The organism is Sorangium sp. So ce363 (genome assembly GCF_051520435.1).
GTDB lineage: Bacteria > Myxococcota_A > Polyangia > Polyangiales > Polyangiaceae > Sorangium > Sorangium cellulosum_B.
Map to the genome: position 1 here is coordinate 10,710,088 of NZ_CP150333.1, position 23,990 is coordinate 10,734,077.

Sequence of the window (23,990 nt, forward strand, 5' to 3'; positions counted from 1 at the left end):
GCCGGCCGCGGGCGGTCAGCCCGCCGCCCTGCCTGCGTGGGCGCGCGCGGCGGCGCGCTGGAGCAGGTTGATCGCGAGGAGGAGCGCGAAGGACGCCGCGAGGAGCAGGACCGCGACCGCCGTCGCGTCGGCGTAGGTGCCAGTCTCGTTCACCTCGATCATCTTGATGATCACCTGGGACGCGATCTCGGTGTCCGGCCGATTGCCCGAGATGAAGATCACCGACCCGTACTCGCCGAGGCCGCGCGCGAGCGCCAGCGCGAACCCCGTGAGGAGCGCCGGCGCGAGCTCGGGCAAGACGACGGCGCGGAAGATCTGGAACCGGCCGGCGCCGAGCGTCGCCGCCGCCTCCTCGACGTCCCGGCTCAGGTCCTCGATCACCGGCTGCACCGTGCGCACGACGAACGGCAGCCCGACGAAGGCCATCGCGATCACCACCCCGAGCGGCGCCAGGGAGATCCTGTCGTACACCGTCCACTCGATCGGCAACTCGCGCCACCCGCCGTGCGCGAACCCCCGCCACGCGGGCCACGGATACCGGAAACCCAGCCCGGAGAGCCACCCGCCGAGCAGACCGCTCTCGGCGTACAGCGTCGAGAGCGCGATGCCAGCCACGGCCGTGGGCAGCGCGAAGGGCAGGTCGATCACCGCGTCGATCACGCGCGCGAGCGGGAACGTGTACCGGCCGAGCACCCACGCGATGAGCAGGCCGACGACGACGTTGAGGAGCGCGGCGACGAGCGAGGCGCCCAGCGTGAACCGCACGGCCGAGGCGACCCAGCCGCTCGTGATCACCCCGAAGAACCGCTCCCACCCGAGCTCCGCCGTCTTCAGGAACAGCGCGGAGAGCGGCAAGAGGACCACGAGGCTCAGGTAGAGCACCGTGACGCCCAGCGAGAGCGAGAGCCCAGGGAGCACGCGCGCGCGGCGCGACATCACTTCTTCCGCATCTTGTCGAGCTCGGCCCCCTGGCTGAAGTGGACGTTCATCACGGTCGGCCAGTCGCTGAAATGGTCCTTGAACCGGAACAGCGAGAGCGGCCTGAGCCGCTCCGCGTGCTTCGTCGCGATCGCCTCGCTGTACGGGCGGTTGTAGCGCTTCGCGATGAGCTCCTGGCCCTCGTCGGAGAAGTGGAACTGGACGTACGCCTCGGCGACGTCCTTGACGCCGTGCCGCTCGGCGACCTTGTCGACGACCGCGAGGGGGACCTCGATCGTGATCGAGTCCGAGGGGACGACGACCTCGAACTGGTCGGCCGTGGCCGGATCGGCCGCGATCTGGAGGATCTCGTTCTCCCAGCCGAAGAGGACGTCGCCCGTGCGCTGCACGATGAAGCGGGTCGACGAGCCGCGCATGGCCGGGTCGAGGATGGCGTCGTCATAGACCTTCGCCGTGAACTCGCGCGCCGCGGCCTCCGCGTCCGTCCGGCCCTCGGCCTTCGCCTTGCGCGCGGCGTGCGCCCAGGTCGACAGGTAAATCCACCGAGCCCCGCCGCCGGTCTTCGGATCCGGGCACAGCGCCACGACCTCGGGTCGCGCGAGGTCCTCCCAGCCCTTCACCTGCTTGGGGTTGCCCTTGCGGACCAGGAAGATGACGGCGGACGTGTACGGCACCGAGCCGTTCGGCAGGCGCTCCCGCCATGTCGCGGGGAGCAGGCCCGCCTTGGCGATGGTGTCGATATCGAAGTCGACCGACAGGGCGGCGACGTCCGTCTCCTTGCCGGCCGCGATGTCGCGCGCCTGCTTGCCCGACGGGCCGTGATCGGTCTCCACGTCGACGTCCCTGCCGGTCGTCTGCTTGTACCACCGCTCGAACGCCGGATTGAGCTCCTGGTAGAGCTCGCGGGTGGGGTCATAGGATGCGACCGAGAGCTTCGCGACCCGGCCTTCCGCGCTCGCGTCGGGCGCGGTCGCCGTCGTCTTCTCCTCGCACCCGGCGGCGGCCAGGAGCAGGGTGCCCAGCGCGAGCGCGGAACGGAGCAGGGCTGTCTTCATCGATCGTCGCCTCCGGGGGGAACGGCGGCCACTCTACCGCCGAACAAGGCGCTTGTCGCGACGAGTGCGCCCGCGCGTCCCGGCGGCGCGGGCGACGGCCTCCGGCCGCTCATCCTCGTCGATCTACAGCGGTTTCCGCCCACCTCTGCTACGTGCAGAGCAGAGCGGCGGTCATACATGCAGAGCAGAGCGGCGGTCACCCGCACAGGAGACGGGCCCAGATCGGCGTTTTCGGCGCGCAAGCGCACTCCTGTGCGCTGAGCACCGAAAACGCCGAGGTGGGCCCGTATCCGAAGCGGGCGACCGTCGCTCTAGGCGGCCGCGCTCCCGCGGCCGGATGCGCCGTTTCCCCCGTCGTTGAGCTTCGCTTCGTGCTTTGCGACCCACTTGCGGAGCCGCTGCGACAGAGGTGACCGTCCGTTTTCGTAGTTGGCGACCGAGCTGCGCGCGAGGCCGAGCTTCTCGCCGAGCTCGGCCTGCGAGAGCCCGAGCTTCTCGCGAAGCACCTTCAGCGTCGTCGAGCCCGCCGCCGCTTGCGCGCGCGCCGGCGCGCTCGGACGGGTGGGCGGCACGGCCTCGACCGCGCGCCCGTCCCGCTGTGTGCGCTCGACCGCCACCGGCTGCGACTCGGTGCGGGCGCCTTCCGGAGCGGTGCGCCGCGCCACGGGCGCTCGGACGCTGCTCGTGCTCCCCGCGAGCTTCTCGCCGCAAAACGGGCAGAAGTCGAACGCGAGGACCTTGCCCGCGTCGGTGCGGAACTCGACTCCCTGGATCGACGCGGGGATCCCTTGCGCGCGGCGCTCTTCGCTCGCCCACCCGTACACGAGCGTGAGCCCGCGCTCCTCTTGATTCACCGGTAGCCCGGTCTGACTCATCCGAAGGCAGACCGTCCTGCCGTCGCGCGTGCACTGTCGTCCGATCATGGGCATCGTCATCTCCTCTTTTCCGTGCGGGCGCAGGCGTACCCGGTCGAACTTTTGCGCAGTACTGCTCACCTGTCAAGGTGGACACACGCCAGGTCGAACTTTTGCGCGATACTGTTCATTTGTCAAGGCAGAACAGCGGGAAGCCTGGGCGAGGAAGAGGCGATGAGGTAGGGATCGTCCACGAGCTCGTCCTCGTCCTTTTCACTTGTTCACTTGTGTTCACTTGTCAGCTCCAGCGTGGAACCCGCGCGCGGAGTGTCCACGTGCCCTCGCGTTCCTGGGGGAGCTTGCAGCCGATGAGCCCCGTCAACGTTTACCACTGCCAGCGATGCATCGCGCCGCTGGAGGTCCCGCCGGGCAGCCGCACGATCGTGTGCCGTTACTGCGGAACACACAACGAGCTGCAGCGCCCAGAGCTGCAGCGCCCAGGGCCGCCCGTCGCCGCGCCTCGCCCCGCTGCGGCGCCGAGACGCACGTTGGCGGCGATCCTCCTCGGGGTCGCCATCGCGATCGCCATGCTCGTGAGCATCGCCGTGCTCGCCCCGCGGGGCGCGCGGGTCCCCGAACCGTTCCGCGGCCCGCTCGAGCTGGAGTGGTCGAACGAGCGCAAATTCGTCGTCAAGTCCGACGAAGCGCTCCACGGCGACGTCGCCATCTTCGAGGGCACTTACCAGATCACCTTCCACGGCTTCCCGGAAGGCACCAGGTGGAAGGTCGGGGAGAAGAGCGGGCGCATCGAGAGCACTATCTATGACATCATCAAGCTCGACAATGTCGAGGGCCAGCTCGGAAGAGTTCCAGTCGCCAGGTACCGCGATACCCTGCTAGGGCCCAAGGCGAAGCTCGAGATCGAGCTCCCCTCCGGACAGGCAGCTTCCATCGAGCTGCGCCAGGTCGACGCCGCCATGTCCGTCCTGTCGGTGCTCGATCGCGTCAAGAATGGGCCGGTCGTCTTCGAAGGCGAGCCGAAGCAGGAGAGCGATCTGAGCAGCGTGCTCCTCCTCGAGACGGCTTCCATGAAGCTCTTCGGCCAGGCGGTCCTGCTGCAAGACGTGGATCTGGTGGCCATCACGCGCCGGCTCCCGGAGATCAAGGGCCGAAAGACGTGCACCGGGTACAAGGACCGCGCGGGCGAGCCGCTCGCCGACCTGACGATCCGGTTCAAGGAGACCGAGGCCACCGTGCTCGATAGGCGGACCGGGGCCGTCGTGCAGAAGAAGGTCTTTCCGCCGGATGAAGAGTGCCCGATGTTCAGGTTGTCGATCGACGGCGATCGCGAGCGAGAGCAAGACAGCTACCCGCCGACGCGAGACATCGAGTCATGGCTGAGCTCCTTGGTCCAGCGTTAGCCGGCCGAGACGACGGGCCATGTACCGCGCCGGCGACGCGCCGAGCGCCTTGCGGAACATGGTGACGAAGCTGCTCGCGCTCTCGTAGCCGAGATCGCTCGCGACGCTCTGCACGCTCGCTCCGCGCGAGAGCCGCTGGAGGGCCAGGACGATGTGGAGCTGCTGGCGCCAGCGACCGAAGCTGAGGCCGGTCTCCCGGACGAGCAGCCGGTTGAGGGTCCGTTCGCCGACGCCGATCCGGCGGGCCCACGTGCCCATCGTCGCGCCGTCGGCGGGGTGGGTCGCCATCGCATCGACCAGCTTTCGGAGGCGCTGGTCGGCCGGCATCGGCAGGCGATGTTTCTCGATCGTCGCCGCCGCCAGCTCGTCGAACAGGACGGCCACGAGCCGCGCATCCGGCCCGTCGAGGTCGTACAGCGCGGGGCGCGCCGCGAGACGGACGAGCAGCTCGCGAAAGAGCGGCGTGACCGAGACGGCGCAGCACTCGGCCGGCAGGCTCGGAGCCACGTCCGGCTCCATGAAGACGCCGTAGCCCTCGAGCGGCGCGCGCCCTCGTATCTTGTGGAGCACTCCGGCGGGGATCCACAGCGCCGAGCGCGGTGGGACGATCCACAGGGCGTTCGACGCCTCGCACGTGACCTCGCCGCGCTCGAGGAAGAACAGCTGTGACTCGCGGTGGCTGTGGAACTCGCTCTCCAGCCCGCCGGTGACCATGCTCAGGCCGACGGCGTTGGCGGGCCGCGCGAGCGTGCTTCGCCACTGGCCACGATCCTCGCGCGCGAAGCGACGCGAGAGCGACTCCATCGCCTCGGCCGCCGACGCGCGTGGCTCGTTCGCGATCTGGACGTCCCCATGAAAGGTCCACCCGGGGGAATCGATCGACGACGACGCGGGCGGGGCTGACGAGCCTTTCGTGGTGGGACCGGCGGAGGGCGAGGGCGAGGCCGACGCCGGCGATGCCGTTGATGACACGGGCGACGCGGGGCGCTTCCTTCGCTTCGAACCCATGGCCGGATTGCAAAATAAAATGTCCTCATTTCGGAATGCGGTCAAGTTCGCCGGCTGCGATGGTTCCTCTGCGCGCTCTGGCGGCCGTGCCGGACTCCGGCGGCCGTGCCGGAGCCCGGGAAACCGCTCTTCGGCGGGCAGGAAAGCAGAGGCTCTTCGATGCGGAAGGTGATGACCGCGCAGCAGATCGAGGCGATCGTCGGCGCCCCGATCCCGGCCGTGCGCATGAAGCAGATCGGCGCCCTGGACGAGGGATGTCGGCGCGTCCTCGCCAATGCTCCGGTCGCCGGCTTCGGTTTTCGTGACGAACAGGGAGGCTGGCGCAGCACCTTCGTCGGAGGCGCCCGCGGCTTTGCGCACGTGGAATCGCCGAAGCGCGTTCGGCTCGAGCTACCGGCGAGACACCCGACGCCGAAGTCCGGCAGCGGCGCCTCGTTCGTCTTCCTCGTGCCGGGGATCGGCGAGACCCTTCGGCTCAACGGCTCCGTGGCCGAGCGACGCGGCGGCCGGATCGTCGTCACCGTCGAAGAGGCCTTCGTGCACTGCGCGAGGAGCATCCTCCGATCCCGCCTCTGGGAGGGGCCGCGCGCTCGCGCCGCGGCCGCTGTCGAGCCGCCATTGCCGCGTGATGGCGCGCGCCACGAAAGGGAAGGCGGACCCCTCGGCGATCCGAGCGTTGCTCGCTTCCTCGCATCGAGCCCCTTTGCCGTCCTCTCGTCGTGGGACGCTGCGGGCTCGGGCGATACGAGCCCGCGAGGAGATTTCCCGGGCTTCTTGCGGATCCTCGACCACGAGACGCTCGTCATCCCCGATCGCCGGGGAAACCGGCGGACCGATACGTTCCACAACGTCGTGACGTGCGACCAGGTCTCCCTCGCGGCCGTGGTTCCAGGGCGCGACGACGTTCTGCACGTCAGCGGCACGGCGTGCGTCACCGACGAGCCGGCGCTCTTGTCGACCATGGCGCTCGCGGGAAAGCCACCGCAGGCCGCGCTCGTCATCCGCGTGGAGCGCGCGGAGCTCCTGGCGAACGAGGCCCTGCAGCGGTCGAAGATCTGGCAACGCTCCGCCGACGTCGACGCGGGCGCCGTCCCCGATCTGATGGCGCTGGCGACTCAGCACCTTGCGCTCAACAAGGGCGGCGGCGCGAAGGCGACGATGATTCGCCTCCTCGGCAGCGGCGCCGGCGCTTTCCCGAGGCTCCTGCGCTGGCTCATCGATCTCGGTTACCGCAAGGGGCTGACGGACGAGGGCTACGACCGCGGCGCGACGAGGGCGGACGACCCGGACAACCAGCGCGAAGGTCGCCTGCGATGACGATCGGCTCGGACAGCGAAGCGACTCGGTTCAATCCACGCGGACCACGGCGACCTGCGCAATCTTGGCGGGGGGCTCGACGTCGACCGTGACGAAATGGCGCCCGATGCCGTCGAGCCGCTCGGGGATCGCGCCGCCGCCGCCCGAGATGTACGCAGGGATCCCCGCGTTCTCGAACGCATAGAACGAGTGGATGTGGCCGTAGAACGTGAGATCCACGCGCCCGTCCGCGAGCATCGTGAGGAGCTTGTTCGCCTCGGCGCGGCTCGCGAATGCGCCGTTGCGGGAGCCCACCGGGTCGAGGGGCGCGAGGTGCATCGTGACCACGTGCAGGAGATCCTGCCCCTCGGTGAGCCAGCCGTCGAGCCACCCGTAGGCGAGCGGATCGATCGTCGCGCTCGCCGAGTCGAGCATCGTGAACTGCACACCTCGGAACGCGAAGCGGTAATTCCCGCGGCCAAACCACTCGTGGTAGAGGTCGTCCCGCGTGCCGAGCTCGTGGTTGCCGAGCGTCGCATAGCAGGGAAAACGGAGCGTCTTCATCTCGCGCTGGAATCGCTCGAGCTGCTCGGGCGAGCCCCGCGACGTGAGATCACCGCTGATGAGGGCGAAGCGGACGCCCTCCGCCTCGTTCATCCTCGCGTAGATGTCCTGAACGCGGTCGATGTCCTCCTGGACGTCGGCGAAGACCGCGAACCGCCACGGCTCGCGCCGCGCCTCGTCCGGCGGGCGCAGCGAGAGGGTCGCCTCGGCGCCGGGCGGCAGGGAGAGGCGGAAGGTGCGCTGGGTCGGAAACGGCGCCTCGACGAGCTCCACGGGCACGCGCTCGTCCCCGACGCGCGCCGAGAGCTCGGCGTCGGCGAGCATGTTCTCGATCGTGATCTTCCACGGTCCGCCCGCCTCGTCGGTGAGGCGGATCGAGAGCGCGGGCGCGCTCGCCCAGAGCGCGAGCTCGCCCGCGTCGAGGCGGCGGATCGCCGCGAGCCCCTCGTCCACGGCGACGCGCGCCTTTCCCCGCGAGGCCTTTCCCACCTCCAGGTCGCGGCGCGCGCGGCCCTCGGCCACGTCCAGGCAGGAGAGGGCGAGCGGCGCGGTGAGGGCGATGAGCGCGAGGAGAGCGTCTCTCAGGATCATGGCGAGTCTCCAGGGCGGAAGAGCAGCGCGAGGCGCCCGACGTACGCGGAGCCCGCCTTCAGGTCGGCGAGCAGGCCCCACCGGGGCGAGGCATGGAGCCGGCCCTCCAGGCCGAAATGGCCCGGGACGCCGCTGCCGAGGCCGGGGAGCTTCGCGCCGCCGACAACCCCGTCGTGCCGGTGGTCGTAAACCACCTTGGCCTCGCCGCGCGGATACCCCGCGTGCCCGAGGTACGCGCCGAAGGCGAAGTGGGGGATCAAGAGCTCGTTCCCCTCGAGCGGGCGGCGGCCGTGGCGGTAGCCCTCGATCGCGATACCCCAGCCCATCTCCGCGAACGAGCCCCGCAGCGTGCGCCCGAGGTGGGCGAGATCGAGCCGGCCCTCGAGGCTGACCTCGCCGGTGGTGATCGAGAAGTCGTCGGAGGTGTAGCGGTGATGGGTGAGCGCGCCCTCGATCTCGAGGAACGAGCCGTCCGCCGCGCGCGGGCCGTCCGGCGTGCCGGGGCCGATGAAGCGATGCGCGGCCTCGACGCGGAGGCGCGCATTGTCGTCGTTCAAGGCAAACCAGCCCGAGCCCGAGAGGCGGAGGGAGCTCAGGCGCAGATCCACGCCCGGCACGAGAAACGTGCGGTACGCGAACGTGGGGTCGTGGACATAGGCGAATCCGAGCTGCGTCTCGACCCAGGGCAACGACGAAGGAGGGCTGCCGGTGCCGCCCTCCGGGGCGAGCACGCCATAGAGGTCCGCAAGAAGGGAGATCCCGAACAGGCCCACACCCGTCACGGTGGTGAGCACGATCGGCGCGATGACGCGCCGCGAGGCCCCTGAGGCCGCCGCGCCCGCGAGCCCGCCCACGGCGAGGCCGGCGCCCGCGCCCTCGAGCGCCAGGAGGGTCCAGCCCGTGCGCGGCTCACCCAGGATCAGGTGCCCGGTGCCGTGTGTGATGACCCCGGGGAACACCGCGCCGGCCGCGGCGACGGCGCGGCGCCCGGCGGAGACATCCTTCGTCGGCGGCGCCGCGGTCGCCGGCGCCTCGCCTGGCGCGGCCATGGGCGCGGCCATGGCCGGGGGGATTGGCGCGCCATCACCCGCCTCGACCTGGGCCGGCGCGACCACGAGGAGGAGCGCCAGGGTGAGGACGTGGCCTGTGGTGCGCGGGGGCCTCAGCATCGAGCTCTGCGTGGCGGGCGCCTACCGTGGCACGGCCGTGCCGGCTTTGCACGCGTCGAGAGCATCCGACCCCCGCCGCCCTCGGCCATCGGTCCTGAAGAGCTCGCGGCGGCCGAGGGCTCGTCGATCACGTCGAGATGACCTTCGTTCACGTCGCGCCGGAGTCGACGTGGCCGACCGGGCAGCTCCTCCAGCACACGGGGCCCGTGACGCTGTAGCCGGCGCCGCAGGTCGGATAGTGTTGTTCGGCAACCAAGGAGAAGCCGCGAAGATGATCCGATCCTCACGCGCCGCGACGGCGGCCATGACAAGCCTGTTCCTGCTCCCGCTCGGAGCGTGCGTCACGGTGTCGGGGGCTCGGCCCCCCGCAGCGGCCACCGCCCCATCACCCAGCCCGGAGCCCGCGGCCCCTGCGACGAGCCCCGCTCCGGCCGCGACCGCGCCGGCGACAGCCGCGACCGCGCCGGCGACAGCCGCGCCCGGCCCGGCGGCCCCCGCGGTGGTGGATCTCGATGCGCTCTACAGAGAGGCGATCTTCAAGTCCGCCGTCGTCACGCCCGCCGCCGCGCGCAAGCTCGTTCCGCTCAAGCCCGACGCGAACGGCACCTACACCGTGACCACCTGGGCCGGCTGCCGGGGCGAGGGCGGACCGAACAAGTGCGGCGCCTACGTGGCGCAGCAGCCCGTGAACGTGAAGTGGGACGTGTGGGTCACGAGCAACGGCGAGCTCCAGAACAAGTGCAAGACGTGGACAGGCGATGTGGTGCTCCAGATCCACCAGGTCCTCGGCCTGTCAGCCCCGCAGCCGCCGCTCCCCGCGGACACGATGGAGCGGCAGTTCGTCACGTTCTCGGGGGTGCCGGCCGCGAGCATCTTCCGCCCGTGCACGGACGCCCGCGTCGACACCGACTCCTGCGACGGGACGAAGCTGCCTGAAAAGCAGCCTTCACTGGCGCCGGCCGATTACTACAGGTGGTTCACGAACCATGCGATGTCGTCGTGGCAAGTGCCGGAGAAGGGTCAGACGCCCACGGGCTTTCCCTGGACCAGGCTGGGCTATTCGTACAACTGGGCGCCGGGCGCGGACATCTACGGGGCGTCCGAGTACGTCGTCTCCGGCGGCGCGAAGGCGGTGAAGCTCACCGTCGCCGCCGTCCAGACGGCCAAAGATTTCTGCAAGCCCTGAGCAGCGGGTTATGCTTGCGGCCCCGGAGCCTCCTCGCTCTTCTTGTCGGGCACGAGATAGATACCAGGCAAGCTTATCAGGGTCATGGCGAGCTTGGTCGCCAGATTGATGGCGAAGATCTGCCGGATCACGTCGAACGGCAGGACAAAGGCAAAGGCACCGAAGCAAAACAGCAGGTTGTCGACCGGAACGCTGACGGCGTTGCTCGCGAGGACCGCGAGCCACTGGCGCCTGGGGCCCGACTTTCTCAGATAGGCCTCGCGGACCCGATGGAAGACTTCGGTGTCCAGCAGCTCGCTCACGACCTCCGCGACGATGCTCGCGAACACGATTCGCCACACCGGGCTCAGGATCGCCGAGAACTGATCGCCGAGCCCCCAGGACGGGTCAGATGGCACTTGTGCGGCCCAAAGAAGGTAGAGGGCCATGAGGAGATTGGCCCCGCCGGCGCAAAGGATCAACGTCTGGGCGCCGCGCTTGCCGATGGTCTTGTGGACCATGTCCCGCAAGGTGAAGGTGAGGGGATAGATAAAGGTCCCCATATCCACGGCCAACGAGAAGACGACGCCGATCTTGAGGCTTGCGATCTGACTGATGAGCTGCGCCGCGATATAGAACGAGATGACGACGATGGCCGCCGGCCTGATGGCGCTCGTCAGATCTTGGCTCGCGCTCCTGGGCGACGATTCGGACATGAGGATCGCCTCATTTTCAAGGCAGTTTCGGGGACCGCCGCGGTCTTGAGCCCGGGTGGGTCGATCGCACGGCTCCGCGAGCCTAGATGGCCGCCGGCGGCGAGGACAAAGAATCAACGACGACCCCGGCTAGGCTCGCTGCGTGGCGCACCCGTTTCCGTGCTCGCGCGGCCACGGTCGGCAGGCGCGGGGGCCAGCAGGATCGACCTTGCGGACGCGACGAATTCCTGCGCGTTCGTCGCCGATCCTGGTATGCTCGCGAGCGTGGCCGATCTGGCGATCGACATCTTCATCTCCTATGCGCACGCGGACGAGGCGCTGAGGAGTCGCCTCGATAGCCATCTAGGCCCGCTCGTCCGACAGGGGCTCATCCGTCCCTGGCACAGAGGACTGATCGGGGCCGACGAGGAACGGAGCGCTGCGGCCGCCACCCGGCTCGCGCAGGCCCGTATCATCTTGCTGCTGGTAAGCGCCGATTTCCTGGCGGACGACGAGTGCGGCGCCGACGTCGAGCAGGCGCGTCGGCGGTTGCTGACCAGCGACGGCGCGCGGGTGATTCCGATCATCTTGCGCCCGTGCGACTGGAGCGCTGCGGCGTTCGCGTTCCTGACGCCCCTCCCCGCGGGCGGCGAGCCGCTGGCAAGCTCCCCTGACCCCGAGATCGCCTGGGCCGACGTTGCAGCGCGCATCGAGCAAGCCGTCGTTGCGACGCGCCTCACGCGGCCGAGCGTCACCCCGGGACAGCCGCGCCGCGCGAGCGCCGCAGGACAAGTTCGAGTAAGCGGTGTTGTCCTGCGCAGCATGGATCGGACGCTCATCGACGAGTGCGGCAGGAGCGCACGCGACCTGGTCGTGGCGCAGATGCCCGAACACTGCCGCGACGACCTCCGCCATGAGTCGCTCGATTTGCTCGCGAGATACGATCTCGAGACGCTCACGACCTACATGGATCTCGCCACGTCGCTGGTCCTGCGGGATCCCAAGCGCTGGCGTGACTTCGGTGGACTGGCGGTCAGCGGCGACCTGCACCAGTTCGTGCGCCCAGTTTACGCGGTGCCGACGGTGAACGTCGTGCCCGTCCTGCGCCATACGACCAGCATCTTGTCGTGCCTCTTTACGTCCGGATCTTGGCGTGTTGACACCGGATTTACCTGGAAGGTGGTGCTGACCATCGGAGATCTCGGGCCCCCTTCGGTGCTGCTTCGTTTGTGGATTGTAGGGGTCATGGAGGAGATCGTGCGACGCGCTATGTCGAGCGATGTCAACTGGGCTATTACGAACGGCGAGTCGAGAGATACCCCCGAGCTTACCTGTGAAATCAGCTTGTGAGGGGACGAGGGACTCAAGGATGAATGCTTGTCGCAACGCGCGCGTCGTTTCGCGAGGCTGTCGCCGGATCGTTCCCGTTCGGTGAGCGCACGGCCCGGCTCGACTTCCGGGTGCCTCGTGCGGCCGACGAGAGGCAGGCGACCCTCTGGTGGTGGGGGAGCTCCCCCACGTCGCCGGAATGATGGAACCGCCAAGCCGCCACAAGACGCCAGGATCTTTGTGCTTTTCTTGGCGTCCTCGGCGCGCTGGGCGGCACGTCGCCGAGGATCCGCTGCGCTCTGCGCTTGACCTCGACGTCGGGCGATCGCCGGCCTCCTCTCCTCTCCCCTACCCCAGCAGCGACGCCGCCACCCTCGGCGCCTCCCGCGCGGAGCACCCCATCCAGCCCGAGAGCCGCTCTGCCGGCTCGCCGCTCGCGAGCGCCCGGAGCACCCGCTCCGCCACGTCCGCGCGGAGCGCCCGCGTCCCGAACACCGGGTAGCCGATCGCCGCGTAGGCCTTAGGATCCACGCCCCGCGCGACCGCCATCGACACCGCGCCGGGCGCCGGGCACGCGGGCACCCGGCCGCGGTCGAACCAGGCGGCGCACAGCGCGAGGCGGCGCTCGAGCGCGCCGCGCCGGAGCAGCGGCTGCACGTAGAGCACGCGCTCGCCCACCTCGATGCCGCGCGCCGCAAGCAGCGCCCGGCCCTCCGGCGCGAGCTCCGCGACCTGCTCCTCCGCGTCGCGCGCCGCCGCCGTCCCGAGCCCCTGCTCCAGCTGGTAGACGATCCCCCGCGCCGCGCCCGGGAGCGCGCGCACCTCGGGCGAGCGCAGCGGCGCGAGCAGCGCCTCGACGAGATCGCGCGCGAAGGCCACGAGCCGCCGGAGCACACGCGAGCGCGCCCCCGCGCCGAGGTCCTCGAGCGCGGCGAGCCGCACGTCGGGCAGGAGCAGCGTCGGGCCGCGCGCGAGCTGCCCGAGCAGCCGCTCGCCGTCGAAGATCCGCCCGCCCACGTCGACCGAGAACCGCTCGTGCGGCGCCCCGACGAGCGCCTCGACCCAGCGCGCCCGATCGTCCTCGGGCGCGGGCGCCGCGGGCCCCGGCGCGAGCCGGGCCCGGAGCGCCGCGATCGGCGCGAACGGGTGCCCCTCCGGCACCGCCGGCGGCTCGGCCTCCGCGCGCCGCTGCGTCGTGGGCGCGCCCGGCGACGACCGCGCGCCCGACGACGACCGCGAGCGGCGCGCCGCGCCGCCGCCCCGCTCGACGAAGCGCTGCACCAGCCGCTCGTGGAGCGCGTCGCTCAGGCGATCCTCGATCGCCCGCGTGCGCTCCTGCCACGCTGCCGCGTCGCGGACCCAGCGCGCGTGGTTCGAGATGTACGTCCACGTCCTGATCGACGCGATCCGCGTGATCAGCGTGTCGATGTCGCCGCCCACCTCGTCGATCTCGGCCACCCGGGCGGCCATCCAGCCGGCGTCGAGCGCCGCGCTCGGGCCCGACAGCTGCCCGTAGATCTCGGCGAGGAGCGCGACGTGCGACTCGAACAGGAGCTTGCGGAAGTCGGGGATGCGGCAGACCTCCCAGAGGAGCCCCACCGCCTCTTCACCCCGCGCGCGCGCTCGCACCTCCGGGTCCCCGGCGAGCCTCGCCAGCGCGGCCGTGTCCTCCGCGTCGTCGACGAGCCTCAGCGAGCGGGCGCGCGGCCGCGCCCTGAGCGACGCGAGGAGCGCGTCGATCGAGCTCATGTCGAGCTCGCTGCTCCGCCAGAGCAGCCGCCGCACCGGGGGGAACCGGTGCGCCTCGATCGCGGCGGCCACGCCGTCGGGGAGCGAGAGCGGCGCGACGGTGCCGAAGGTCCCGTCCGCGAGGTGCCTGCCCGCGCGGCCGGCGATCTGCGCGAGCTCGGCGGGGTCGAGGTCGCGCACGGCGCGCCCGTCGAACTTGCGGAGCGCCGCGAACGCGACGTGGCGCACGTCGAGGTTGAGGCCCATGCCGATCGCGTCGGTGGCGACGAGGTAGTCGACCTCGCCCGACTGGAAGAGGGCGACCTGCGCGTTGCGGGTGCGCGGCGAGAGCGCGCCGAGCACCACGGCGGCGCCGCCCCGCTGCGCGCGCAGCCGCTCGGCGATCTCGTAGACCTGCGGGGTCGAGAACGCGACGACGGCGCTGCGCGGCGGCAGCCGCGAGAGCTTGCCGGCGCCGGCGCTCGCGAGCCGCGAGAGGCGCGGGTGCTGGACGATGCTGGCGGTCGGCACGAGCTCGGCCATGAGCGGCCGCATCGTGTCGGCGCCGAGGAACCAGGTCTCGCGCCGGCCGCGCGAGAGGAGCAGGCGCTCGGTGAACACGTGGCCGCGCTGGTCGTGCGCGGCGAGCTGGATCTCGTCGATGGCCAGGAAGTCGACCTCCAGATCGACCGGCATCGCCTCGACGGTGCACACCCAGTAGTCCGGCCGCCTGGGGACGCGCTTCTCCTCGCCGGTCACGAGCGCGACGCGGGCCTCGCCGACCCGGGTGCTCACCCGGTCGTAGACCTCGCGCGCGAGCAGGCGCAGCGGCAGGCCGATCATGCCCGAGTCGTGCGAGAGCATGCGCTCGATGGCGCGGTGGGTCTTGCCGGTGTTGGTCGGGCCCAGGACGGCGGTGATGGGGGAAGCGTCGACCATGGCGCACGCAGCTTAGTACCGGACGCCGCAGCTACGCCCCCGCGCGACGCGCCGAGGGCGTGCGCCTCGGGTCCTTGCCGCTGGGCGGGCTCGTCCTTGGCTCGCCGAGGGCCCTGCGGAGCCCCCTCCTTTCCCCGGAGCTCCAGATCGATGCCCCCGTCACCACCGCCGCCGTCAACGAAGAAGTCGCGGATAGCTTCCGTGCCCGGAAGCGAGCAGGCAGGCCTGCGTCAACCCCGCCCAGCGCCGTCGTGCGGCGGGAGCGGGCAACTGCACGCCGCGCGCTGCGAGCCGGACGCACCAACGACGGAAGCGTAGGCACCGTCGGCGAACGATGGATCTGTGTTAGCGCGCCGTCGGGTCCGCGAGCCAGGCGGCGAGCGCTTCGGGCGGGAGTGCCAGCTTGGCATCGTCGAGGCGATCGGCGCCGAGGCGCTCGAACCGCTCAGCCAACACGGAGTGCTCCATCTCGGTCAGCGGTCGGCCCACCTTCTTCTCGAACTGCATCGCCAGCACCCGGAGCTGTCCCTCCTTGATGCCCTCCTTGATGCCCTCCTTGAGGCCCTCCTTGATGCCCTCCTTGCGCCCCTCTTGGAGGGCCTCCTTCCGCGCCTCGTCGCGGAGCGACTGCTTGAGCTGCTCGAACCACTGCTGAACTTCTGTCACGATCTCCTCCTCTTCCGCGTCTTCCGTCGTGCGCGCCGAGGGCTCGGCCGGGACCTCGAAGCGCAATCGTACCAGCCAAGGCAGGGCAATGCTCCTCTCCCAGGCGTCGTCGGGCAGGGCGATGAGCTCACGGATGGCATCGCGGAGCACGGCGCGTGCGCCGAGCAGGCGCAGGAGCAGGGTGTCTCGGACGCGCGGCAGCTCGGCGATGGCAACGAGGTCGATCTGCCATCCCGGCGCGGCCCGGTAGAGGCCGGGGCGCCCGGGCACCGGGTCGAAGCCGAACGCGTCGAGCACGGTGGCGGGCCGGCCGCTGCTGAGGACGCACAGCCGCGGGAAGGGCACGGCGCCGCCAGCGCGGCGCTCGAGCTCGTGGTGCCAGTGGAGCTGCTTGCGGACGCAGCCGCGCAGCTCGGCCGGACCGGGGGTGTCGTGGAAGAGCTCGAACTGGCAGGGCTCCGCCGCGAGCTCGCCGAGCAGGCCGAGCTCTGCGCGCAACGCGGCGCGGGCGGGATCGGGCACGTACCAGATGTCCATGGTCTGGGAAGTTGAGATGACCTCGACCTGAGTGTCGGCGCCGCCGGTGAGAGCGAGGGTCTCGCGCAGGACGTTCTTGCCGAACGCGTCGTATCTGATGCGCATCGGTGCGGTGACGAGAATGGGATTTCCCGAACGTGCCAGCAAGCCAATTTTCGCGCGGGGCATGCTGTTTTTGCGAAGCGAGGGAGAGCGTCATCGCGTATGGGGAGGAGGAGAATCGGGTTGTTACATGCGCCGCGTCGATGTCATTCAGAAATCGCGTATTCAGCGCTGTACCGCCACGGCGCTGGGGGGCGCGAATCGATGGATAGGAGAGTGGTAGTTCGTCGGGCGGAGGTTCGGGGTACGCGTGCGCGTACCGGGGGAGAGCGCGAAGGACGCGGCGGCCGAAGGCGTGGGCCTCAACGCTGGGGATCGAGCTCCTGCGCACGCAGCGCGCTGGCCCGTGTCACGGACGAGCGCGGCAGCTCGCCCTTATCTCTGGACTGCATCGGCGTCGGCGATCGGCGGGTGCCGAACGCCTGAATAGTCGGAAAATTTCACCATCATTGCATGCACGGAGCGAAGCCTGGGTCACCTGGGCGAGAGCAGCTCCTCCCTCTTCAGCGACATCGACCCCTCGCCTCGAGGTCGCGGAGCGCCCATGGGGTCGGGCGAAAAGCCTGCCGATGCGGGGGAGGAGAAGATGCGACAGCAGCCCGCTCGCGCTCGGCCTTCGTCGCGTCGCCGCGCCCGTGGCATGATGAGGCGAGATGCCGGCCGCTGTAAGGAGCGCGACATGGGCCCCGGCCTCTGCTAGACCGCGGAGGCCCGAACGGAAGGACGCTGGGACGCGGAAGGCTCGATCGCATGCTGTCGCTTGAAGCGGGGAGCGTCGTCGGTGGGAAGTATCGCCTCGAGCGGCCGCTGGCGGGCGGCGCCATGGGCTTTCTCTGGGTGGCCCGGCACCTCCAGCTGGACGTCGAGGTCGCGCTCAAGTTCATGATGCCGCAGCACGCCGACTCCCCCGTCGCGCGCGCGCGGTTCGAGCGGGAAGCGAAGGCCTCGGCCCAGCTCCGGACCCCCAACGTGGTCCACGTCTACGACTACGGCCTCGAGGGCGACACGCCCTACCTCGCGATGGAGCTGCTCGAGGGAGAGGACCTCGCGGCGTACCTCGCGCGCCACGGGCGCCTCGAGCCGGAGGAGCTGCTCGGCATCGTGAGCCAGGTGTCCAAGGCGCTCCGCCGCGCGCACGAGGTGGGGCTCATCCACCGCGACCTCAAGCCGGCGAACATCTTCCTCGCGCGGCAGGGCGAGGAGGTCGTCAAGATCCTCGACTTCGGGGTCGCCAAGGCGATCGGCACCGGGCTGGCCGCCGACGCGACGAAGACCGGCACGCTCATCGGCTCGCCGCACTACATGAGCCCCGAGCAGGTGCGCCGGAGCAAGACGATCGACTTCCGCAGCGATCTCTGGTCGCTCGGCGTGATCATCTTCCAGTGCCTCACGGGCCAGCTGCCCTTCCCCGGCGAAGAGCTCGGCGACGTGCTCGTGGAGATCTGCACGGGCGACATCCCGGTCGCCTCGCAGCTCGCGCCGAATCTCTGGCCCGAGCTGGATCGTTTCCTGGAGCGCGCGCTCAAGCGCGAGCCCGCGGAGCGATTCCAGAGCGCGAGCGAGCTCGCCCGCGCGTTCGCCGCGGCGGTGCAGCGCACGGCGGTCCCGGACTCGCGCGACTCGCTGGACTCGACCGAGGCGCTGGCTCACGGCGTCGCGCCGGCGCATGGCGTCGCGCCGGCTCACGGCGCCGCGCCGGCTCGCGGCATCGCGCCGGCTCACGGCATCGCGCCGGCTCACGGCATCGCGCAGGCTCTCGGCATCCCGCCGGCTCACGGCGTCGCGCCGGGCGTCGGGGGTGGCACCGTGGCCCTGGACGACGCGGTGACCGCCGGCGGCACGCTGGCGGCGGGCGGGACGGTCGTCGAGGACCGCACGCGGGTCCCGGGTGGCGTGGTGGGCGCGGGCGACACGCTGGCCGCTGGCGGCACGCTGACCGCCAGCGGCACGCTCGAGGCCGTGGGAGGCGCGCTGCCCCCGCCCGTGGATCGTCGCGCCCCGTCGCGGGCGGTGCTCGCCGTGGCTGCCAGCGTGCTCGTGGTCGGCCTGGGGATCGCCGCCGTCGTCCTGCTTCGCTCGCCTGCTCCCGAGGTCACCGCGGCCCCTGCGGCGACGTCATCGCCCCACGCTCCAAAGTCCGCCGCACCGCCGACACGGGTGGAGGAGGTGCCTTCCCCGCCTCCGCCGGACGCGAGCGCTGTCCCCGCCACGCCGGCATCGTCGGCCCCGACCAGCGCGGCCTCCGCCTCGGCGCCCCCCCCATCGGCCGCCCCCCCACCCGGCGCCGCAAAGGCCACGGCAAGGCCTGCGCGCCCGCAGGCGCCTCCCCCGGCCAGGCGGCCCTCTCAGGGGGCGCCCTCCAGCAAGGGCGCTTCCGAGAAGGATCCGACCTTCGGCTTCTAGTGTCCCGTCCCTGAAGAGCGCGAACTAGAACCGTCGATGAACTTGACGGTCTCGTCGAGCGGCGCCCGGCCCGTACGGGTGTAACCGACCGTGGGGTCCTCGTAGCCGATCGACATGCCGCAGAAGAGGATAAGCCCGTCCGGGGGTGACAGGACCTGCGCGACGGTCTTGCGAACCTGCGACCACGCCATCTGCGGGCAACTGTGCAGCGCTTCGGCGCGCAGCAGCAGCATGACGGTCTGCAGATACATCCCGGTGTCGGCCCATTGGGCCGGGCCCACGTCACGGTCGATGTAGCAGAACAGGGCGGCGGGCGCGCCGAAACAGTCCCAGTTGGCGATCGCGGCCCTCTGCCGCGCCTCCCAGTCCTCGCGAGCAATGCCGAGCGAGGCGTAGCGCTCCCTGCCGAAGGCGGATCGGCGCTCTCTGTACGGGGACTTCAGTCCCGGCGGGTACATTTCGTACTCCCGCTCGTCCCAGGGGTCGCCCGCAGCCACGCGCTCGACGGCGAGCCTCTTGAGCTCAGCCAGCGGCGCGCCGGTCACCACGTAGATGTTCCACGGCTGGAGGTTCGATCCGGATGGCGACCAAGCCGCTGCGGATAACACGCGCTCCAGCACCTCCCTCGAGACGGGCTGGTCGGTGAATCCGCGCACCGCCCGTCGGCTCCTGACTGCCTCATAGACGTCCATGATCGCCTGCCTCTCCAGATCTGCTCATTGAAATCACAATCCTAATCGACGACTTGGCCAGGATCGAATCGCCGCGCGGCAGAGCGGAACCGACTCGGACGGATAGTGAAAGCCAATGGGTTCCGGAAGGCAAGGGGCATCTTATCTCACATCGCAGTGGGCAGGACATGCCATCCACCATCCTGGGCAAGTCGTCGAACAGGTTCGTGATTCATTGACATGGCGCACCACTGTACATCGTGCACCGCCGGCGGGTCCTCACGCTCGAATGGCACCAGGGTGAGCCGAAGCAACTGGCGCGCGGCCGGGCCGCGGACCCGCGGTTTGGCCGCACCCGCCGAGAGGCGCCCGCCGTGTCGACATCACCCGCCCTGGCGGGCGTATCCGCCCAGACCGCGGCGGTGCGGCGACGCCCCCGTCCCGCTGACCGATCACCTGGAGGACATCCAGGAGCCGCTCTTCTACCTCGGGGCCGCCGGCCGCTTCGGCGATTACGGCCTTTACACCACCACGCTCATCGCCTCCACGAACGTCACCGCTCATGTCGTCAGGCGCCTCACGCCCGCGCGCGAGGACGAGGACTTCGGGCACGGCGACCCGCTCTACGCCGCGGACGCCATCGACCAGGTCTGGGCGCCGCTCGCCCGGTGGCTCCTCCACCACTGAAGCCCCGCGGGGAGCGCGCCGGGTCCTCCGAACCGGTGCGCTCCGGGCTGCACGACGAGCGAGTTACCTCGGGCTCGACACGTCCGGTGATGGTTGGGGGCGGCGCTTCCAGCCCCTCGAAACTCCAGTTCCCTGGTTTCTTGGCGCCCTTGGCGTCATGGCCGTTCGCTTCCCCCTCCGACTTCCCGCAGCAGTGTTAACGCCCGGACGACATGGCCGGCGCGTGCTCGACCAGACACCCCGGCATATCGGACATGGGCGCGCGCCTGGGCGGCGAGGCGGCCGGCCATGCGGACATGGGCCCGCGCCTGGGCGGCGAGGCGGCCGGCCATGTCGGACATGCAACCCTGATTCATTCACTCTCCTGGGAAAGCGACGGTAGTTCAACAATCGATCGATGCCGTCGGCGGCGCTCTCTCTTGTAAGGCTAGAAAATCCACACGTTCGGGCACGTGCGGCGGCTGGCGCGCGCGGGGCGCCGGCGGAGGAGCAGGGCGCCTGCGCGGCGACGCCCGTTGCGAGGCTTGCCCCCCTTGTGTTGGGAGCCTCCGCAGGGCTCCCGCTCAGAGGTTGGCGGTCGTCAGCCAGTGGGGGTTCTTCGTCGTGCCGTCGAAGCGCTCCGTGGTCTTGAAATGCTCGTGTTCCCCTCTGGCCCCGAGCTCGGCGGTGCGCGAGAGGATCGCCGAGACGCGCTCGCTGCCGAGCGGCTGGAACGTGTAAGCCGCCTTGAGCGCCTGCTTGAGGACACCCAGGCTGTCGCAGCCGGTGATGACCACCGACGTCGGCAAGCTCATGGGATAGTGCAGGCAGGTCATCGGCGAGACCACGCCCGCCTTCGCGATCTCCCCGCCGGCGAACGGCTTCATCCCCAGCACCCCGATGCCCTGCTGCGTCAGCACCGGGAGCACCGCCTTCTCGAAGCTCCGGTAATGGGGGTCCAGGACGTTGAGAGGCATCTGCACGGTGTCGAGCGGGACGCCCTGCCGCTCGGCCATCTTCAGCATGGCGAGGTGGATGTCCGGGTCCTTGTGCCCCGTGAAGCCGATGAACCGGATCTTGCCGGCCTTCTTCGCGGCCACGAGCGCCTCCATCGCGCCGCCGGGCCCGTAGATCTGCTCGGGATCGCTCATCCGGATGATCTCGTGCATCTGCACGAGATCGATGACGTCGGTGCGCAGCCGCCGGAGCGATTGCTCGAGCTGCGCCTCGGCGGTCGCCCGGGTGCGGCCGTCGAGCTTGGTCATCAGGAAGACCTTGCTGCGGTATCCGTCCTGGAGCGCCTTGCCCATGCGCTCCTCGCTCTTGCCGTCGTGGTAGTCCCAGCAGTTGTCGAGGAAGGTGACCCCGTGATCGATCGCGAAGCGAACGAGCCGGATGCTCTCCTGCTCGTCCGTGGGGACCGCCATGTGGTAGCCGCCGAGGCCGAGGAGGCTGACCTTCACGCCGGTCCGCCCGAGGGTCCTCGTCGGCATCACGCCGCCCGCCGGCAGCGCGACGTCCTCTTCCTCTGGCGCTCCGGAGGAAGGCCCCTCGGGAGGCTCCGGAGCGCCCGCGCCCGGGGATGTAGCGTTTTGCCGCAGCTGCGCGCTCCCCGCACACGCGCCGAGCGCGAGGCTGGCGCCCGCGGCGTGGAGGAAGGTCCGCCGAGAAGGTCGCTTCGTCATGACAGGCAACGCTCCTTTTCAGGACGAAGCCCGATTGCAGGGGACATGCCATGCGAACACAGGCATGAGCCCACGCCCACCGTAGTGACCGCTGGGGGGGTGGAGGAGCTCATGGCCGTTCGAGACGCGGCTGGGCGTGAGCAGCCCGGGGGGAGGACCGCATGGCGGTCAGCGCGGCCTGGTAGACGGTATGAAAGCGAGCCTGCTCTGGCGCGAGCTCGGCGGCGCGTTTCAGCGGCTCGAGCGCCTGATCCTGGTGACCTTGCCGGACCAGGGCGAGGCCCAGCGAGTGGAGCAGCTCGGCCTGCTCGGGAAGGCGGGTGATCCCGCGCCGGAGCAGCGCGACGCCGTCCGCGTCGCGGCCGAGCTCGCGATAGAGGTCGGCGAGGTTCACGTAGGTGGGGACGTAGCCGGGCTCGATGCGAAGCGCGGCGAGGTAGGCGTGTTCGGCGTCGCGCGGCTTGCCCGTGCGGGTGAAGATCAGGCCCAGGTTGTTCTGGGCCTCGGCCCGATCGGCGTGGAGGGTCTGCGTGGCGATGTACTCGCGCAACGCTCCGTCCAGCTCCTGCGCGGCGCGCTCGGGCAAGGCGCGACGATCGACGCCCGCGAGCACACGCGCGGCTTCGACGCGCACGCCGCGTACGGGATCGGTGAGGAGCGGCGCGGCGATGGCCGCGGCGTGGCGAGGGTCGTAGCCCTCCAGCGCGCTGAGCGCAGCGCGCCGTAGCAACGGGTCGGGATCGGCGAGCGCCGCGCGGAGAACAGCGAGCGAAGCGGCCGTCGGTGCGGCGCGCAGCGAGGCGAGCGCGGTGGCGCGCGCGATGGCGGGGAGGGCGCCGTCGGTCGCGAGCCGCTGGAGCTCAGCGGCGACGGCCGGGTCGCCGGGCGCGGTGCGCGCGAGAGCGAAGACCTCGGTATAGGTCTGGTAGCCCTGCGCGGGGCGGCCGAGCCAGGCTCGCACGGCGTCGGCGGCCCAGCTCGCGGGCTTCTGCGCGTGGCAGTCGGTGCATGGGTTCGGGATCCCGAGGCGGACCGAGAGATCCGGCCGAGGCACCCGGAAGCCATGATCGTGACGGACGTCGACACCCATGTACGTGCGCGCCGGCATGTGGCAATCGACGCAGCGCGGAGCGGCGGGCGTGACGCTGGCGTTCGCGGCGGCGGCGGCGTTCGCGGCGGCGGCGTTCGCGGCGTGGTGGTGATGCGCGGGGACATCGAAGCGCGCCGGTTCGTGGCAGGACGCGCACACGCCGCTGCCCTCGGCGCGCAGACGGCCGGAGTGCGGCTCGTGGCAGTCGCTGCACGTCACGCCGGCATTCGCCATCTTGCTCTGCTGGAACGAGCCGTAGGTGAAGACCTCGTCGCTCATCACGCCGTCGGGCGTGTAGAAGGGCGCGGTCAGCAGCTCGAGCGCCACGCTGTCGAGCAGCGGAGCGCCGTGCCGGAACGGCTGCGAGAGCGTCTCGCGGCGACTGTGGCAGAACGCGCACGTGGCGCTCTCGGTGCCGCTCGAGGCGCGCTTGCCACGCCGCGCGGTGCCGCTGGGCAGCCGCGTCCACGTGGCGTCCTTGCGCTCGTCGAAGCGCACGTCGAGGCCCTTCGAGGGGTCCGGCGTCCTCGCGTTGGTCCAGTCGAGGTGGCGCGCGCCGCCGCCGTGGCAACCTTCGCAACCGACGCTGATCTCGGACCAGGTGGTGGTGAAGTGATCCGCGGCCGCGTCATACCCTTTCGTGACGTGCGTCGAGTGGCACTCGGCGCACATGTGGTTCCAGTTCTGGCTGGCGGCGGTCCAGTGCAGCACGTCGCCGGCGCGCACGCTCTCGCGCTCGTGCAGGTGGTACCAGCGCTGCCCACCGCGTGTTTGAGGGCGCGCGTCCCACGCAAACGGCAGCGCCTGCAGGCGTCCTCCCGGGCCGGCGACGAGGTACTGCTGGAGCGGTTCGACGCCGAAGGTGTACAGCACCTCGTAGCGGTGCAGCTGGCCGTCGGGGCCGTCCGTGGTGACCCAGTATTTCCCGCCCTGGCGATCGAAGCGGTGGACCTGCCCGGCGTAACGCAGGCGCGCCCCGTCGAAGTTCCCGAGCACGGTGGCGGCGGTCGCGTGCTGCATGGCCCGCGCGTGCTGCGAGCCCTGCCACGCGGCGTGCTCCTCGACGTGGCACGGCGCGCAGCGGTCGCTGCCGACGAAGCCGGCCGCCGTGCGCTCCGGCGAGCGCTCCGCCAGGCCGACCGGCGTCGCGGCAGCCGGCGAGGCCTCCGCGGCGCCGCCGCGCGCCGCCCCGGGTTTCGCCCCCGAAGCGCTCGCCGTGGAGGCGTCGGCCGGCGTGAGCGAGGACGCGCTCGTGGACGCGCGCCAGACCACCAGCCCGATGAGCGCCAGGGTCAGGACAGCGATGGGCCACGAGCGAACGAGTCGGGAATCGGCCATGTGCGGAGCGGAGGTGAGCGCCGCCGCGAGACGCGGGTCGCGCAGAGACGCCCGGGCCTCGCGTGCGGCAGGGTGCGCG

Annotated in this window: 18 protein-coding genes; 6 read left to right on the forward strand and 12 right to left on the reverse strand. The window is 70.8% G+C overall.

Features of this window, described 5'->3' with window-relative positions:
- Positions 1–15 precede the first annotated feature (15 nt).
- The 3 genes from WMF12_RS40310 to WMF12_RS40320 all read right to left on the reverse strand — a co-directional run bounded on the left by WMF12_RS40310 (position 16) and on the right by WMF12_RS40320 (position 2,923).
- Positions 16–936, reverse strand: a complete 921-nt coding sequence (locus WMF12_RS40310) for an ABC transporter permease subunit (protein ID WP_437853793.1) — start codon at positions 934–936, stop codon at positions 16–18.
- A complete protein-coding gene (locus tag WMF12_RS40315) occupies positions 936–1,994 on the reverse strand; it encodes a sulfate ABC transporter substrate-binding protein (protein ID WP_437853795.1) in 1,059 nt (352 codons plus the stop codon). Before WMF12_RS40315 ends, WMF12_RS40310 begins: the two co-directional genes overlap by 1 nt.
- Positions 1,995–2,305: 311 nt before the next feature.
- On the reverse strand, positions 2,306–2,923 hold the full coding sequence (locus tag WMF12_RS40320; RefSeq protein WP_437853797.1) for a helix-turn-helix domain-containing protein: 618 nt from the start codon (positions 2,921–2,923) through the stop codon (positions 2,306–2,308).
- Between the two features lie 293 nt (positions 2,924–3,216).
- On the opposite strand from WMF12_RS40320, the gene WMF12_RS40325 reads away from it, so the two are divergent.
- Positions 3,217–4,269: a hypothetical protein gene (locus tag WMF12_RS40325; protein WP_437853799.1), complete on the forward strand. Its 1,053-nt coding sequence runs from the start codon at positions 3,217–3,219 to the stop codon at positions 4,267–4,269.
- On the opposite strand, the gene WMF12_RS40330 is transcribed toward WMF12_RS40325, so the two are convergent.
- On the reverse strand, positions 4,240–5,073 hold the full coding sequence (locus WMF12_RS40330; protein ID WP_437873943.1) for an AraC family transcriptional regulator: 834 nt from the start codon (positions 5,071–5,073) through the stop codon (positions 4,240–4,242). The genes WMF12_RS40325 and WMF12_RS40330 overlap by 30 nt on opposite strands.
- A 363-nt stretch (positions 5,074–5,436) precedes the next feature.
- Between WMF12_RS40330 and WMF12_RS40335 the strand changes: the two genes are divergently transcribed.
- The gene (locus tag WMF12_RS40335) at positions 5,437–6,594 is read left to right on the forward strand and encodes a pyridoxamine 5'-phosphate oxidase family protein (RefSeq protein WP_437853802.1); all 1,158 of its coding nucleotides are present in this window, start codon (positions 5,437–5,439) and stop codon (positions 6,592–6,594) included.
- 30 nt (positions 6,595–6,624) lie between these two features.
- Here the strand turns inward: WMF12_RS40335 and WMF12_RS40340 are convergent, their stop codons facing one another.
- Positions 6,625–7,728 carry a metallophosphoesterase family protein gene (locus WMF12_RS40340; RefSeq protein WP_437853806.1) on the reverse strand — a complete coding sequence of 368 codons (1,104 nt, stop codon included), beginning with the start codon at positions 7,726–7,728 and terminating at the stop codon, positions 6,625–6,627.
- Positions 7,725–8,897: a hypothetical protein gene (locus WMF12_RS40345; RefSeq protein ID WP_437853808.1), complete on the reverse strand. Its 1,173-nt coding sequence runs from the start codon at positions 8,895–8,897 to the stop codon at positions 7,725–7,727. The genes WMF12_RS40340 and WMF12_RS40345 overlap by 4 nt, the downstream gene beginning before the upstream one ends.
- 271 nt (positions 8,898–9,168) lie before the next feature.
- Between WMF12_RS40345 and WMF12_RS40350 the strand changes: the two genes are divergently transcribed.
- The gene (locus WMF12_RS40350; protein ID WP_437853810.1) at positions 9,169–10,083 is read left to right on the forward strand and encodes a hypothetical protein; all 915 of its coding nucleotides are present in this window, start codon (positions 9,169–9,171) and stop codon (positions 10,081–10,083) included.
- Positions 10,084–10,091: 8 nt separating this feature from the next.
- Here the strand turns inward: WMF12_RS40350 and WMF12_RS40355 are convergent, their stop codons facing one another.
- Positions 10,092–10,778, reverse strand: coding sequence for a queuosine precursor transporter (locus tag WMF12_RS40355; RefSeq protein WP_437853812.1), 687 nt, complete (start codon positions 10,776–10,778; stop codon positions 10,092–10,094).
- Positions 10,779–11,042: 264 nt separating this feature from the next.
- Between WMF12_RS40355 and WMF12_RS40360 the strand changes: the two genes are divergently transcribed.
- The gene (locus tag WMF12_RS40360) at positions 11,043–12,107 is read left to right on the forward strand and encodes a TIR domain-containing protein (protein WP_437853814.1); all 1,065 of its coding nucleotides are present in this window, start codon (positions 11,043–11,045) and stop codon (positions 12,105–12,107) included.
- Positions 12,108–12,434: 327 nt separating this feature from the next.
- On the opposite strand, the gene WMF12_RS40365 is transcribed toward WMF12_RS40360, so the two are convergent.
- Together WMF12_RS40365 and WMF12_RS40370 are read right to left on the reverse strand one after the other, a co-directional pair.
- The gene (locus WMF12_RS40365; RefSeq protein ID WP_437853815.1) at positions 12,435–14,753 is read right to left on the reverse strand and encodes a helicase-related protein; all 2,319 of its coding nucleotides are present in this window, start codon (positions 14,751–14,753) and stop codon (positions 12,435–12,437) included.
- A 345-nt stretch (positions 14,754–15,098) separates the two neighbouring features.
- A complete protein-coding gene (locus tag WMF12_RS40370; RefSeq protein WP_437853817.1) occupies positions 15,099–16,061 on the reverse strand; it encodes a hypothetical protein in 963 nt (320 codons plus the stop codon).
- A gap of 747 nt (positions 16,062–16,808) precedes the next feature.
- On the opposite strand from WMF12_RS40370, the gene WMF12_RS40375 reads away from it, so the two are divergent.
- Positions 16,809–18,461, forward strand: a complete 1,653-nt coding sequence (locus WMF12_RS40375; protein WP_437853819.1) for a protein kinase domain-containing protein — start codon at positions 16,809–16,811, stop codon at positions 18,459–18,461.
- Here WMF12_RS40375 and WMF12_RS40380 read toward each other — a convergent pair.
- On the reverse strand, positions 18,458–19,153 hold the full coding sequence (locus WMF12_RS40380; RefSeq protein WP_437853821.1) for a nitroreductase family protein: 696 nt from the start codon (positions 19,151–19,153) through the stop codon (positions 18,458–18,460). The genes WMF12_RS40375 and WMF12_RS40380 overlap by 4 nt on opposite strands.
- Before the next feature lie 324 nt (positions 19,154–19,477).
- Between WMF12_RS40380 and WMF12_RS40385 the strand changes: the two genes are divergently transcribed.
- Complete coding sequence (locus tag WMF12_RS40385; RefSeq protein ID WP_437853823.1) at positions 19,478–19,819, forward strand: hypothetical protein; 342 nt, start codon at positions 19,478–19,480, stop codon at positions 19,817–19,819.
- A gap of 563 nt (positions 19,820–20,382) precedes the next feature.
- On the opposite strand, the gene WMF12_RS40390 is transcribed toward WMF12_RS40385, so the two are convergent.
- Together WMF12_RS40390 and WMF12_RS40395 are read right to left on the reverse strand one after the other, a co-directional pair.
- On the reverse strand, positions 20,383–21,483 hold the full coding sequence (locus tag WMF12_RS40390) for an aldo/keto reductase (protein WP_437853825.1): 1,101 nt from the start codon (positions 21,481–21,483) through the stop codon (positions 20,383–20,385).
- Positions 21,484–21,592: 109 nt separating this feature from the next.
- Positions 21,593–23,911 (reverse strand): multiheme c-type cytochrome, encoded by a 2,319-nt coding sequence (locus WMF12_RS40395; RefSeq protein ID WP_437853827.1) that lies wholly within the window; start codon positions 23,909–23,911, stop codon positions 21,593–21,595.
- Positions 23,912–23,990: the final 79 nt, after the last annotated feature.

Coding starts and splice junctions, on each gene's coding strand:
- WMF12_RS40310 (WP_437853793.1), bottom strand. CDS start 936: ATGTCGCGCCGCGCGCGCGTGCTCCCTGGGCTCTCGCTCTCGCTGGGC.
- WMF12_RS40315 (WP_437853795.1), bottom strand. CDS start 1,994: ATGAAGACAGCCCTGCTCCGTTCCGCGCTCGCGCTGGGCACCCTGCTC.
- WMF12_RS40320 (WP_437853797.1), bottom strand. CDS start 2,923: ATGCCCATGATCGGACGACAGTGCACGCGCGACGGCAGGACGGTCTGC.
- WMF12_RS40325 (WP_437853799.1), top strand. CDS start 3,217: ATGAGCCCCGTCAACGTTTACCACTGCCAGCGATGCATCGCGCCGCTG.
- WMF12_RS40330 (WP_437873943.1), bottom strand. CDS start 5,073: ATGGAGTCGCTCTCGCGTCGCTTCGCGCGCGAGGATCGTGGCCAGTGG.
- WMF12_RS40335 (WP_437853802.1), top strand. CDS start 5,437: ATGCGGAAGGTGATGACCGCGCAGCAGATCGAGGCGATCGTCGGCGCC.
- WMF12_RS40340 (WP_437853806.1), bottom strand. CDS start 7,728: ATGATCCTGAGAGACGCTCTCCTCGCGCTCATCGCCCTCACCGCGCCG.
- WMF12_RS40345 (WP_437853808.1), bottom strand. CDS start 8,897: ATGCTGAGGCCCCCGCGCACCACAGGCCACGTCCTCACCCTGGCGCTC.
- WMF12_RS40350 (WP_437853810.1), top strand. CDS start 9,169: ATGATCCGATCCTCACGCGCCGCGACGGCGGCCATGACAAGCCTGTTC.
- WMF12_RS40355 (WP_437853812.1), bottom strand. CDS start 10,778: ATGTCCGAATCGTCGCCCAGGAGCGCGAGCCAAGATCTGACGAGCGCC.
- WMF12_RS40365 (WP_437853815.1), bottom strand. CDS start 14,753: ATGGTCGACGCTTCCCCCATCACCGCCGTCCTGGGCCCGACCAACACC.
- WMF12_RS40370 (WP_437853817.1), bottom strand. CDS start 16,061: ATGCGCATCAGATACGACGCGTTCGGCAAGAACGTCCTGCGCGAGACC.
- WMF12_RS40375 (WP_437853819.1), top strand. CDS start 16,809: ATGCTGTCGCTTGAAGCGGGGAGCGTCGTCGGTGGGAAGTATCGCCTC.
- WMF12_RS40380 (WP_437853821.1), bottom strand. CDS start 19,153: ATGGACGTCTATGAGGCAGTCAGGAGCCGACGGGCGGTGCGCGGATTC.
- WMF12_RS40390 (WP_437853825.1), bottom strand. CDS start 21,483: ATGACGAAGCGACCTTCTCGGCGGACCTTCCTCCACGCCGCGGGCGCC.
- WMF12_RS40395 (WP_437853827.1), bottom strand. CDS start 23,911: ATGGCCGATTCCCGACTCGTTCGCTCGTGGCCCATCGCTGTCCTGACC.